Genomic DNA, 13,079 nt, shown 5'->3' on the forward strand with positions numbered 1-13,079 from the left:
GTCTTTGACGGCCCGCCGATTTTTACCTGATAGTCGCTCGGCATGCGGCCAGAGGGCCGCAGCGTCCGGAAAGGAGAAGGGCTCCGTGCCGCACTGGTTGCAATTGATGCTGGAGTCGCTGCCGACGCTGCTATGGGCGGCACTGATCTTCACCGTGCCGCTGACGCTGCTGTCCTTCGCCTTGGGGCTTATGGCCGGGCTGGTGACGGCGCTGATCAGGCTGTTCGGCCCGAAAGCGCTGGTCGCGCTTGTGCGCTTCTATGTCTGGATCTTTCGCGGCACGCCGCTCCTGGTGCAGCTCTTCCTGATCTTCTACGGCCTGCCGTCGGTGGGCATCCTGCTCGATGCCTTTCCCGCAGCGCTGATCGGCTTCACGCTCAATATCGGCGCCTACACGTCGGAGATCATCCGCGCCGTCATCGGCTCGGTGCCGAAAGGGCAGTGGGAGGCCTCCTATTCGATCGGCATGACCTGGAGCCAGGCGATGCGGCGCACGATCCTTCCGCAAGCGAGCCGCGTCGCGGTGCCGCCGCTCTCCAATACGTTCATATCGCTGGTCAAGGACACCTCGCTCGCGGCGGCAATAACGGTGCCCGAAATGTTCCAGGCTGCGCAGCGCATCGTCGCCACCACTTACGAGCCGCTGATCCTCTATGTCGAGGCGGCGGCGCTCTATCTGGCGATGAGCTCGGTGCTGTCGGCTCTGCAGGCGCGGCTGGAGGTGCGGCTCAACCGCTATGGCGGCTTCCTGGAGGCCAATGCATGATCGGCCTTACCAACATCGAGAAGCGCTTCGGCGACAATCTTGTCCTGAAAGGTGTCACCGTCAGCATCGACGAAGGCAGTGTCACGGCGCTGGTCGGGCCTTCGGGCGGCGGAAAAAGCACGCTCTTGCGCTGCATCAACCTCTTGGAAATTCCGACCTCGGGCACTTTGCGCATCGGCGACGAGACGCTGGAATTTCGGCCGGGCGCCAAGGTACCGGCGGCGGACATTCAGCGCGTGCGGCTGCAGACCGGCATGGTGTTTCAGAATTTTCAGCTCTTTCCGCATCGCACCGCGATCGAGAACGTCATGGAAGGGCTGGTGACGGTGCTGAAATGGCCGCAGGCGCGGGCGCGCGAGCGGGCGATGGCGCTGCTCGAGAAGGTCGGCATGGCGCATAAGGCCGATGCCTGGCCGGCGACTCTGTCAGGCGGCCAGCAGCAGCGCGTTGCGATCGCCCGGGCGCTGGCGCCGTCGCCGCGCGTGCTGCTTTGCGACGAGCCGACCTCGGCGCTCGATCCGGAGCTGGCGCAGGAAGTGGTCGACGTGCTGGGTCAACTGGCCCGCGAGGGCACCACCATGGTGATGGCCACGCATGATCTGAGACTCGCCTCCAAGATCGCGCAGGAGGTGGTGTTCCTCGATGCCGGCTCGATCGTCGAGAAGGGCCCGGCTTCGATCGTGTTCGACAACCCCGAGCGCGAGCGGACCAAGCGCTTCATCGCCTCGCTGCGGCAGGAGGAGGCGCGGAAGGAAGGCGGGGGCGGGGGATCAGGTATGATTCCTTCATAAGTTGGCGCTGCCCCTCATTGCCCTGCCGGGCATTTCTCCCCGTATAGTGACGGGAGAAAGGACGCTTTCATCAGAGAGTTCGCCAATCGCCAACGTTTCAGAATGGGCGCCAACGACGCCGTCATCTCGCTTCTCCCCGTTCACTATACGGGAGAAGGTGCCGGCAGGCGGATGAGGGCAGCGCCGACCTTCCGATATTGCGCAACAAAAACCCGGCGCCAGGCCGGGTTCTTCGTTGTTCGGCAGGCGAATGCTCAGGCAGCTTCTTCCTGCTCGGCTTCCTCGTTGTCGGCCTTGGCGCCGCGCTTCGGACCCTTGTTGAGGTTGACCTCGATGAGGCGAACCGCCTCGGTCTCCGACATGCGGTTGACGGCGGCGATCTCGCGAGCCATGCGGTCGAGCGCGGCTTCGTAAAGCTGGCGCTCGGAATAGGACTGCTCCGGCTGGTTGTCGGCGCGATAGAGGTCGCGCACCACTTCCGAGATCGAGATCAGGTCGCCGGAATTGATCTTGGCATCATACTCCTGCGCGCGACGCGACCACATCGTGCGCTTGATGCGGGCGCGGCCCTGCACGACCTTCAGCGCGCGATCGACATAATCCTCTTCCGAGAGCTTGCGCATGCCGATAGAGGTCGCCTTGGCGACCGGCACCTTAAGCCTCATCTTGTCCTTCTGGAAATCGATGACGAACAGCTCCAGCTTGTGACCCGCGACTTCCTGCTCGTCGATGGCCACGATCTGGCCGACGCCATGCGCCGGGTAAACGATAAACTCACCGGTCTTGAACCCGTGACGGGCCGCGGTGGACTTCTTCTGCGGGGTGATCGTTGCCATTACGCCCTGAACTCCTTAGTTGTAGCGCCGGCATGGCGGCGCCGGCTGAACTCAGACGATCGGCGGAAGCCGATCTTTAGCCGCACAACAAGTGAACTCACCGGAATAAGCCGGGGCCGACAAACCGCACGAATGCGATTGCCTGCCCCAGATCGCTCTGGTCCGGATTTGAAAAGTTCACCTTTCAGTGATTTGGGGCGTTAGCGCCATAAATCGACGTTGTGTCACCGGCATGTTTCGCGGATATAACACAAAAAGTCGGAAGAATCAAGGTTTTGCTGCATTCGCTAACGCCATGCGCCATCGCTGGCTGTCAAGACAGCAATTGTATCGGCTCGCTTACGTGGCGTCATGCCGGCTTGCCCGGTCCAGCCTTCAGTCGCCTTCGCCGGGCTCCGGCGAGAAATACTTCTCGAACTTCCCGGCCTCGCCGTCGAAGTTCTTGGCGTCGGCCGGCGGCTCTTTCTTGGCAGTGATGTTGGGCCATTTCTCCGCGTATTCGGAATTGACCTGCAACCATTTGTCGAGCCCGGACTCGGTGTCCGGCTTGATCGCGTCGGCCGGGCATTCCGGCTCGCACACGCCGCAGTCGATGCACTCGTCAGGATGGATGACGAGCATGTTCTCGCCTTCGTAGAAACAGTCGACCGGACAGACCTCGATGCAGTCCATGTATTTGCATTTTATGCAATTATCGGTCACGACATAGGTCATCGCAGGCTCCGGGACGTCCCGTATTTGCTGGGCTTTTTTGGTGAGGTAACGCCTTTGCCCGCCGCTTGCAAGGGCAGGACTTCCCGCCTGAGCCGGCATCGCGGAAAGGAATTCCGCGCGCCTGCCGCGACGAGGTTCCGTCGAATCTTCTAGTCCTCGCCGAGCAGCCGGTCCGTCTGCCGCCGCTGCCGCTTGGTCGGACGGCCGGTGCCGGCTTCGCGCAGCGCCGGAATGGCGTCAGGAACCGCCTCGCCCTTGGGCGTCGGCGGCGGCGACATATCCTCGTAAAGCAGCCGCGCCTCGTCGGCAGGACCACGCCGGGCGCCGGGCCCAAGCACCTTCCAGACAAGGATTCGGCGGTCGAGCGTGATGGTCAGCACATCGCCGGCCTTGACCAGATCGGAGGCCTGCGCTGCTTTGTCGCGATTGATGCGGACGCGCCCGGCAACGACGAGCTTCGCCGCCAGCGACCGGGATTTCACCGCACGCGAGAAGAACAGCCATTTGTCGATGCGCTGGCGGCCTTCTCCAACCATCGGGACCGGCCGAGGCTATTTCTTCAGCTGGTCGCGCAAGGCGGCGAGCTTGGCAAAGGGTGAATCCGGATCAAAGCGCTGCGGACGCTCCTCGCGCGGTTTGCCCTGGAAGGCCGGCTTGCTGCCGCCTGCGGCATTGCCTTTGCCGTCCTGCCTGTTGCCTTTCCAGTCCGGCCGGCCCTCGCGGCGGCCCCCCTCGTGGCGATCGGCACGCTCGCCCTGCGGCCTGCCTTCGCGCCGTTCGCCGCCTTCGCGTTCCGGTCTCGGCTTGAACTTCGAGCGGTCGAAGCGCGGCTTGCCGGCCCCGTCGCGCTGGTCGCGGCGGCCCTCACGGGCTGGCCGATCGCCGGCCTGGCCACCCGTGGCAGCCGCCTGGCCATCGCCTGCAGCCTGGCCTTTGCGCGGACGATTGTCGCGGCGATTGTCATAGCGGTGGCGCGGGCGCGAATGGTCGAAGCGCGCCTGCCGCCACAGCAGGATCGGCTTCGGCTCTTCCGGCTCGGCGGGGGGCTCTGCGCCTTCACCGCTTTCGCCCTCGTGGAGAGCGCCGGCGTCGGCGGTGTTGGTGCCGTCTGCATCGTCGGCGCCGTCAGCCCCACCCGCGTCGCTTCCCGCCGCGACCTCCCCCATCGAGGTGGAGGCGTCGCCGCTTTCAGCCGACCCAAACGCTGCTGCAGCGTCCACCGCTGCAGCGGTCTCCACAGGCGGAGTCTCTTCCGCGACCGCAGCCGAAGCTTCCGCCGGATCTTTCGCGTCAGGCTCCGTCGCGGCTTCCGCGATGGCGTCGGCAGGAACTTCAGCGGCAGCCGGCTCGGATCCCTCGATCGTTGCCTCTACAACCGTGTCTGTTGCCACGGCGTGCGCCTCTGCCGCCTGTGCAGCACGCGCAGCCTCTTCCGCCGCAAGCTTCGCAGCCGCGGCCTCGCGGGCGGCATTGTCCAGCGCGTCGAGCTTGGCATTCACCTCCGCCGCCGGCTTCGGTTCGGCGCGATAGCCAAGGCCTTTTAGGATCTCTTCCATGTCGTCGGCGGTCGCGCCGAGGATCGACATCATCGGCGGCGTCACCATGAAGGCGTGGCCGTCATAGGCGCCGTCGGGTCGCTGGCCGAGGCCGGGCTTCCAGTTGGTCGCGGGGCGAATGAGATCGGCCAGCCGCTCTAGGATATCGACGCGCACGGCGCGGCGGCCGAGATTGCGATAGCCGGCGAGCTTGTAGAACGTCTTGTCGAAAGCAGGATCGATGACCACCGAGGTGCGGCCCGATGCCAGCGCATTCACCACGTCGCCGAAGCCTGGCTTGTCCTTGCCGTCGCTCTTAAGCGCCCAGAGCAGCGTCACCAGCCCGGCCGGCGCCGGCTTGATCAGCGCCGGCACGAAGACGTGGTAGGCACCGAAGCGCACGCCAAGACGCCGCAGGGCCGCCCGGCCTTCCTGGTCGAGCGACTTCATTTCCTCGGCGATGTCGCGGCGGTTGATGAGGCCGAAATGCTCGACGAGCTGGAAGGCGATGCCGCGCGCGATGCCGGTGAGCTGCTCGGCGTTCTTCAAATCGACCAGCGGCTTCAAGAGCGACTCGATCTGGAAATTGACGAAACGCTCGGCGCGCGCCGCGACCTTGTCGCGGGCAGGGCCGGTGAGCTGCTCGTCGGCAAGCAGCACAAGGCGCGGCTTCAAGGCCTCGTCGCCGCCAACCAGGGTGCCGATCGGCGCACCGATCCAGCGCAGGACACCGTCCGAGCCCAATGCCAGATCGCCGTTGGCGCAGGCGGCGAAGCGCTCGGCGCGCGCCTCGAACTCAGCCGCGAGCGCCTTCTGGGCAGCGGTGCGCACCGCCTTGGCGTCCTCGCCGCCGGCGCTCTGGTCGGCGGTGAAGCGGAATCCCTGCAGCTCGCCGACGTGATGGCCTTCGACGAGCACGGTTCCGGTTGGGCTGATTTCAGCTTCAGGCATGGTATTTTCTCTAAGGCGCCGCATGAGGACGGAAGTCCTGCGGTCTACGAAGCGTTTCGTCAACCGCTCATGCAGCGCATCCGACAATCTGTCTTCGATTTCGCGCGTCTTTTCCTGCCAGTGTAGCTGATCGGCCAGCCAGCCCGGTCGGTTGGAGACGAAGGTCCAGGTGCGGATCTGGGCGATCCGGTGCGACAGCGTGTCGATATCACCATCCGTGGTGTCGGCCCGCCGCACCTGCTCGGCCATGTAATTCTCATCGACATGGCCATGGCGTGCAAGGTCCATATAGATCGAGGCGATGAGGTCGGCATGCTGGGCGGGCGCGATCTTGCGGTAGTCCGGCAGCGCGCAGGCCTCCCACAGCAGCGCCACGCGCTCCCTGCCGGTGGCAAGCGTCCTGATGTCGGCGTCGCGCGACAAATGTTCCAGCGCCTGAGCGTCGACCGCCGGCAATGCCCGGGTCAGCCCTTCGACCGGCGCGTTGGTCTCGATCGAGCGTTTCAGGGCATCGAGGCTGGCAAAATCGAAATCGGCGGTGCGCCACTGCAGCACCTTCACCGGGTCGAAATCGTGCCCCTCGATCTTCTTGACCAGATCCTCGTCGAACGGATCGACCTGGCCGGTGACGCCGAAGGTGCCGTCGCGCAGGTGTCGGCCGGCACGCCCCGCGATCTGGCCTAGCTCGGCGGCGGTCAGGTTGCGGTATTGGTAGCCGTCGAACTTGCGGTTCTGGGCGAAGGCGACGTGCTCGAGGTCGAGGTTCAGGCCCATGCCGATGGCATCGGTGGCGACCAGATAGTCGACGTCGCCCGACTGGAAGATCTCCACCTGGGCATTGCGGGTGCGGGGACTGAGCGCGCCGAGAACGACGGCAGCACCGCCCTGCTGGCGGCGGATCAATTCGGCGATGGCATAGACCTCGTCGGCGGAGAAGGCGACGATCGCCGTGCGCCGCGGCAGGCGGGTGAGCTTCTTCGAGCCGGCGTAGGCAAGATGCGACAGCCGCGGCCGCGTCACCACCGAGACGCCCTTCAGCAGGCGTTGCAGGATGCCGTGCATGGTGGCGGCGCCCAGAAGCAGCGTCTCCTGGCGGCCGCGCAGATGCAGGATGCGGTGGGTGAAGATGTGGCCGCGTTCGAGGTCGCCGGCGAGCTGCACCTCGTCGATGGCGACGAAGGCGGCATCGGTCTCTCGCGGCATCGCTTCCACGGTGCAGACGGAATATCTCGCGCTCGCCGGCACGATCTTCTCTTCGCCGGTGATCAGCGCCACCTTGCTGGCGCCGACCTTCTCGCAGACGCGCGTATAGACCTCGCGGGCAAGGAGCCTCAGCGGCAGACCGATGATGCCGGTGTCGTGCGACACCATGCGCTCGATGGCGAGATGGGTCTTGCCGGTGTTAGTGGGGCCGAGCACGGCCGTTACGTCGCGGCCGGAAAGGATCAGCGGCTGGGAGGGTTTCGGCTGGATATTCATCGGCTCGGAAATGAGGCTTTCTGCCGCTTGTTGTCGGGGACGCGGCGGTGCCGCCGCGTGTGACAGGGCACACATAGGGATTTCAGACGCGAAGCGAAAGCGGAATGTTCCCATCAAGAGATGGCGCGACGACAGGCAAGGTCAAAATCCGCGGCCGATTAACCGTTGGAACGAGTCTGGAACGAATCGGCGACGAATCACTGACTCGCTCTGATTCAGGTTTTGTTCACGGCTATATGTGGATTTTTTGACCATGAGTCTCACCACATGCTGAATCTGTGAACTGGCCCGTTTCGTGCTTGGCTCGCGCTGGTTCCGGAGCGTCGTTAACCTTTGCGGGGGAGCGACCGCGACGGACTCGAGCGCGGCCGCCAACATTGTGAAATGGTTGATCTTTCCTAACCGGCGTTAATCTTCTTCGCGCCTATTTCCGGCGCGGCGCGTTAACTTCTCGGCCAAAGCCGGAACGAATCGGCGACGAATCAGCGATCTGCAAAACTTCCTGTTTTGTTCACCCCTAGATATGGTGTTGTCCAAAGCTTGTGCACCGAAAATCCACAGCTTGTGAACCGGGTTTCCCACAGGGCGCGGGGAGGCTGTTAACTTTTGCGTGCCAAATTGAGGCATGCCCACCCGGTGCTGCCGGAGCGCAGACAAAAACAGGCGGCCCGTTTGCGGCGGGCCGCCTGCCATCGGTGTCAGAAGAGTTCAGCCGAACAAGATCTCAGGCGAAATACTGGCCGCCATTGGCGCTTATGGTCGAGCCGGTGATGAAGCCTGCGTCTTCGGAGGCGAGGAAGACAACGCAGCGCGCAATCTCCTCCGGCTCGCCGAGACGGCCGACCGGGATCTGAGCGATGATCGATTCCCGCACTTTTTCCGGCACGGCCATGACCATGTCGGTGGCGATGTAGCCGGGGCAAACAACGTTGACGGTGATGCCGGCGCGGGCGCCTTCCTGGGCAAGCGCCTTGGTGAAGCCGATATCGCCGGCTTTCGAGGCCGAATAATTGACCTGGCCCATCTGGCCTTTCTGGCCGTTGATCGAGGAGATGGTGATGACGCGGCCGAACTTCCTATCGCGCATGCCGTTCCATAGCGGATGCGTCATGTTGAAGACGCCGGAAAGGTTGGTGTCGATGACCTCCTTCCACTGCTCGCGGGTCATCTTGTGGAACATGGTGTCGCGGGTGATGCCGGCATTGTTGACCAGCACCGAGACCGGACCGAGATCAGCCTCGACTTGGGCGATGCCGGCGGCGCAAGCGTCATAATCGGCGACCGACCATTTGTAGACGGGGATGCCGGTCTCGGCCTTGAATTTCTGGGCCGCCTCGTCATTGCCGGCATAGTTCGCGGCGACCGAATAGCCGGCATTCTTCAGGGCCACCGATATCGCCGCACCGATGCCGCGCGATCCGCCCGTGACGATTGCTACCTTGCTCATGCATTTCCTCCCTTTGGTCGGAAGAGCGAATAGGGAGTGGCGAATAGCGAGTAGGGATCGATAGCCCGTCGTGCAACGCCATTTCCCCCTATTCGCTACTCCCCATTCGCTATTCGCTCAGTTCGCCATTCGCTCAGTTCAAGGCTTCCACACACATCGCAACGCCCATGCCGCCGCCGATGCAAAGCGTCGCGAGGCCCTTCTTTGCGCCGCGGCGGCGCATCTCGTAGACCAGCGTGTTGAACACGCGGGCGCCCGAGGCGCCGATCGGATGGCCGATGGCGATGGCGCCGCCATTGACGTTGACGATCGAGGGATCCCAGCCCATGCCCTTGTTGACGGCGCAGGCCTGCGCGGCGAAGGCCTCGTTGGCCTCGACGAGATCGAGGTCCTTGGCCGACCAGCCGGCCTTCTCCAGCGCCCGCTTCGAGGCCGGGATCGGGCCGGTGCCCATGATCGCCGGGTCGACGCCGGCGGTCGCCCAGGAGGCGATGCGGACCAGTGGGGTGATGCCGCGCCTGGCAGCCTCGGCCTCGCTCATCAGCAGCGCGCCGGCGGCTCCGTCATTGATGCCCGAAGCATTGGCGGCGGTGACGGTGCCGTCCTTGTCGAAGGCCGGCTTCAGCTTGGTCATGGCATCCAGCGTAGCGCCGTGGCGGATGTATTCGTCCTGGTCGACGATGGTGTCGCCCTTCTTGCCCTTGATGGTGACGGCGACGATCTCGTCCTTGAACTTACCGGCCTTCTGCGCCGCCTCGGCCTTGTTTTGCGAGGCCAGCGCGAACTCGTCCTGGACTTCGCGGGTGATCTGGAACTGACGAGCGACGTTCTCGGCGGTGTTGCCCATATGGTAGCCGTTGAAGGCATCCCATAGGCCGTCCTTGATCATGGTATCGATCATCTTGTAGTCGCCCATCTTGACGCCGGCGCGCAGGTGCTGGGCGTGCGGCGACAGCGACATCGATTCCTGGCCGCCGGCGACGATCACCTTGGCGTCGCCGGTGGCGATCTGCTGCATGCCGAGCGCAATGGCCCTCAAGCCCGAGCCGCAAACCTGGTTGAGGCCCCAAGCAGTCGTCTCCTTGGGCAGACCGGCATTGATGGAAGCCTGGCGGGCCGGGTTCTGGCCCTGAGCGGCGGTCAGCACCTGACCGAGGATGACTTCGTCCACCTCCGCCGGGTCGACCTTGGCACGCGCGAGCAATTCCTTGATGACGACCGCGCCGAGCTCGTGCGCGGGCGTGGCGGCGAAACTGCCGTTGAAGGAGCCGACTGCTGTGCGGGCTGCGCTGGCGACGACGATTGAATTGGAAGCGGACATTTTCTTCTCCAGGCTTCGAGGTGTCGTTAGGCTATCCTTGGAGACTTTCTTGCCCGTTCAAGCACCTGAGTCAAACCGGAAATCGGCATGGCCGCCATGCGCGGCAAGCAAGTCGAGCGCTTATCGTGACGGCGTGGCCATCGCGCTGCAGCACAATTTGGCCCGCCCTTTCGGCATTAATTGATGCCGCACTGCACAAACCGCTTGGAATTGTGACGCTTTTGCGCATATCCTCGACAAATGGCGCAATCGTTACCGGCCGCTTACTGTGAACGCGCCGGTATCCTGGGGAGGATACGGATGGCCGCAAAAGACGACCCGATCGTCATCAAGAAGTACGCCAACCGCCGGCTCTACAACACCGGCACCAGCACCTATGTGACGCTCGAAGATCTGGCCGAGATGGTCAAGAAGGGCGAAGAATTCACCGTGCAGGACGCCAAGACCGGCGACGACATCACGCATCCGGTGCTGACCCAGATCATCTTCGAGCTGGAGAACAAGGACGGGCAGAACATGCTGCCGATCCCGTTTCTGCGCCAGCTGATCTCCTTCTACGGCGACCAGATGCAGATGATCGTGCCGAGCTTCCTCGAACAGTCGATGATCGCCTTCTCCAAGGAGCAGGAGCGTTTCCGCGAGCAGCTGAAGGGCGCCTTCGGCAAGACGCCGATCGACATGATGAAGACGCCGATGAAGGCGCTGGAGGAACAGACGCGGCGCAACGTCGAGATGTTCCAGAACGCGATGCGCATGTTCACGCCGTTCCCGTCCGGCGGCCCCAATTCCGCTGCGCCCGCCGAGCCGCCGAAGAAGGACGAGAAATCCGACGACCTGCAGGAATTGAAGGCGCAGATCGCCGCCATGCAGCGCAAGCTCGACACCATGTCGTGATGGCTAGCCGTCAGGTGTTCCTGCAGGGCCGTCATAGCGGGCTCGCGGCCTGATCGGCCTGTTGCTCGTCACCTGCTCGATGGCATGCGCCGTCCAGCCGATGCTGCGACCGAGCGCGAACAGGCGAAAGGGCGCGTCGGCGGGGAGATTGAGGCTGCGCGTCAGCGCGGCCAGCGCGAAGTCGACATTCGGGCGCATGCCGGTCGCGGCAAGGACGGCGTCGCGCAGATGAAGCAGATCGTCAGCGATGTCGAGGTCGGGCAGCAGAGCCTCGGCGCGCGGATCGCCTTCGGGATAGAGCTGATGGCCGAAGCCGGGCAGCGGCCGGTCGTGGGCCAGCCAGCGCGCGATCGTCTCGTCCGGCCCGAGCCGCTCGGCATCCTCGACCAGCGCGATGGCCGCGGCGCCGGCGCCGCCATGACGCGGGCCGGTAAGGGCAGCGAGCCCGGCAAGCAGGCAGGCCACGATCGGCGCGCCGGTCGAAGCGGCGACGCGTGCGGCGAAGGTCGAGGCGTTGAGCTCGTGATCGGCCAAAAGCACCAGCGCCTTGCGGATGAGATCGGCACCGGCAGCGTCGACCGACCAGCCGCGCGCCAACCTTTCATGCACCGGCTCCGCCCCCGGGCTTGCACCGAGTGACGTTGCGAGCACGCTGGTGGCGCTGGCGCCATCCTGCTGCAGCATGCCCGGCCTGCGGCCGAGCGAAGGCCGGCCAGCCGCGGCAAGCGCCGACAATCTTGCAAAGGCCGTCGGGGTGCCGCTCTCGCGAACGATCGAAGGCGTCAGCGATGCGAAGGATATCGCGGCGCCGGATGCCCAAAGCAGGCTTGCTGCCTCCTCCAGCGTCGCTGTCGCGGCAAGCGCAACGGCATCCTTGCCGCGATAAACGAGGCGGCCGTGCAGCACGGTCGAGATGGCAGTGGTGATCGCTGGCTCGCCCCAGGCGATGGCGCTTTCGGCGATCGCCTGGGGGCTGCGCCCGCGCGCCCGACGGGTGGCGAGCGCGGCTATGTCGTCGGCTCGATACTGGCTGCGGCGCGGATCGGCCCCGTCGGGCCGCATGCCGATGCGGCCGCGGCTGACATAGGCGTAAAGGGTCTGCGGCCGGACCTTGAGCCGCGCCAGCGCTTCCTCCCGCGTCAGCCATTCGGACAAGTTCGCACCGCCTCATATTGATTCAGTTGATCAAGATTGATGCGTTGATTGTAGAGCATTAACTGCAGTGCACAAAGGGTCAAGGAGACAGTCATGGCAAATGGGCTCGATGATGTTGTGGCGGCGGAGACGGTTCTTTCCGATGTCGACGGCGCGGGCGGCCATCTCACCATCCGAGGCCATTCGTTGACGGAACTCGCCGGGCACTGGCGCTACGGCCAGGTGGTCCGCCTCTTGTTCGACGGGTTCTTTGACGAGCTTCCCGGCGACGACGAGTTGGAGAAGGCGATCGGCAATGCGCGTGTCGAGGTTTGCGAACGGCTGCAGCCGATGCTCGCTGAACTTCCAGCGCTCGATGTCTACAGCGGCATGCGCACCGGCATCGCTCTTCTGCCCGACGGCGACTCGCTTGCCGACGCGCTCCGGCTGATCGCGGCGCCGGCGGTGCTAACGCCGGCCCTGCTGCGGCTCGGACGCGGCGAGAAGCCTGTTCCTCCGGACGCACGCGCCGATCATGCCAACGACATGCTGCGAATGCTCTCCGGTACGGCCTCGCCGGCGCTTGCCAAGGCGCTCGATACGTATCTGGTGACGGTCTGCGACCATGGGCTCAATGCCTCGACCTTCGCAACGCGGGTGGTGGCGTCGACGCAGGCGGGCTTGACCTCGGCGATCCTGGCCGGGCTCGGCGCGCTCAAAGGCCCGCTGCATGGCGGCGCGCCGGGGCCGGTGATCGAGATGCTCGACGCGATCGAGGCGAGCGGCGACGCGGCCGCCTGGCTGCGAAACGAGATCGCGCGCGGCGAGCGCATCATGGGCTTCGGCCATCGCATCTACCGCGTGCGCGACCCACGTGCCGACGTGCTGAAAGCCGTCGTGCGGCGGCTAGGCACACGTTATGAGACCGGCAGCCGGCTGGCCTTCGCCGAGACGGTGGAACAGGCGGCACTCGACGTGCTCAGGGTCGCCAAGCCGCAACGCTCGATCCAGACCAATGTCGAATTCTATACCGCGCTCCTGCTCGAAGCCGCGGGCTTCCCGAAGGAGGCGTTCTCCAACGTCTTTGCCGCCGGCCGCGTCGCCGGCTGGATTGCGCATGCGCGCGAGCAGCAGGCGACCGGACGCCTGATCCGGCCGCAGTCGCGCTATGTCGGGCCGGCGCCCGATCTCGTCGCCTGACGCCGCGAGCA

General features: G+C 64.8%; 11 protein-coding genes. 4 read left to right on the forward strand and 7 right to left on the reverse strand.

Going from position 1 to position 13,079, the window contains the following annotated elements; translation table 11 throughout:
* Positions 1-85 precede the first annotated feature (85 nt).
* Positions 86-766, forward strand: coding sequence for an ABC transporter permease subunit (locus P9228_RS28200; RefSeq protein ID WP_278053467.1), 681 nt, complete (start codon positions 86-88; stop codon positions 764-766).
* Entirely contained in the window at positions 763-1,557 is a 795-nt protein-coding gene (locus tag P9228_RS28205; RefSeq protein ID WP_278056724.1) for an amino acid ABC transporter ATP-binding protein, read from the forward strand. Before P9228_RS28200 ends, P9228_RS28205 begins: the two co-directional genes overlap by 4 nt.
* Before the next feature lie 254 nt (positions 1,558-1,811).
* On the opposite strand, the gene P9228_RS28210 is transcribed toward P9228_RS28205, so the two are convergent.
* The 6 genes from P9228_RS28210 to P9228_RS28235 form a co-directional block, all read right to left on the reverse strand.
* Positions 1,812-2,393 carry a CarD family transcriptional regulator gene (locus tag P9228_RS28210; RefSeq protein ID WP_040974338.1) on the reverse strand — a complete coding sequence of 194 codons (582 nt, stop codon included), beginning with the start codon at positions 2,391-2,393 and terminating at the stop codon, positions 1,812-1,814.
* Positions 2,394-2,768: 375 nt separating this feature from the next.
* Entirely contained in the window at positions 2,769-3,107 is a 339-nt protein-coding gene (fdxA, locus tag P9228_RS28215) for a ferredoxin FdxA (protein WP_067001876.1), read from the reverse strand.
* Between the two features lie 149 nt (positions 3,108-3,256).
* Positions 3,257-3,643: an RNA-binding S4 domain-containing protein gene (locus P9228_RS28220; RefSeq protein WP_067001879.1), complete on the reverse strand. Its 387-nt coding sequence runs from the start codon at positions 3,641-3,643 to the stop codon at positions 3,257-3,259.
* A 15-nt stretch (positions 3,644-3,658) separates the two neighbouring features.
* On the reverse strand, positions 3,659-7,072 hold the full coding sequence (locus P9228_RS28225) for a helicase-related protein (protein WP_278056729.1): 3,414 nt from the start codon (positions 7,070-7,072) through the stop codon (positions 3,659-3,661).
* A gap of 724 nt (positions 7,073-7,796) precedes the next feature.
* Positions 7,797-8,519 carry a beta-ketoacyl-ACP reductase gene (locus P9228_RS28230; protein ID WP_067319406.1) on the reverse strand — a complete coding sequence of 241 codons (723 nt, stop codon included), beginning with the start codon at positions 8,517-8,519 and terminating at the stop codon, positions 7,797-7,799.
* A gap of 133 nt (positions 8,520-8,652) precedes the next feature.
* Positions 8,653-9,840, reverse strand: coding sequence for an acetyl-CoA C-acetyltransferase (locus P9228_RS28235; protein ID WP_067319404.1), 1,188 nt, complete (start codon positions 9,838-9,840; stop codon positions 8,653-8,655).
* 300 nt (positions 9,841-10,140) lie between these two features.
* Between P9228_RS28235 and phaR the strand changes: the two genes are divergently transcribed.
* On the forward strand, positions 10,141-10,734 hold the full coding sequence (phaR, locus tag P9228_RS28240; protein ID WP_067319402.1) for a polyhydroxyalkanoate synthesis repressor PhaR: 594 nt from the start codon (positions 10,141-10,143) through the stop codon (positions 10,732-10,734).
* 3 nt (positions 10,735-10,737) lie between these two features.
* Here phaR and P9228_RS28245 read toward each other — a convergent pair whose 3' ends face one another.
* Positions 10,738-11,889, reverse strand: a complete 1,152-nt coding sequence (locus P9228_RS28245; protein ID WP_067319400.1) for a citrate/2-methylcitrate synthase — start codon at positions 11,887-11,889, stop codon at positions 10,738-10,740.
* 93 nt (positions 11,890-11,982) lie between these two features.
* On the opposite strand from P9228_RS28245, the gene P9228_RS28250 reads away from it, so the two are divergent.
* Positions 11,983-13,068, forward strand: a complete 1,086-nt coding sequence (locus tag P9228_RS28250) for a citrate synthase/methylcitrate synthase (RefSeq protein WP_067319398.1) — start codon at positions 11,983-11,985, stop codon at positions 13,066-13,068.
* Positions 13,069-13,079: the final 11 nt, after the last annotated feature.

Source organism: Mesorhizobium sp. WSM4898, from assembly GCF_029625845.1.
Taxonomy (GTDB): Bacteria; Pseudomonadota; Alphaproteobacteria; order Rhizobiales; family Rhizobiaceae; genus Mesorhizobium.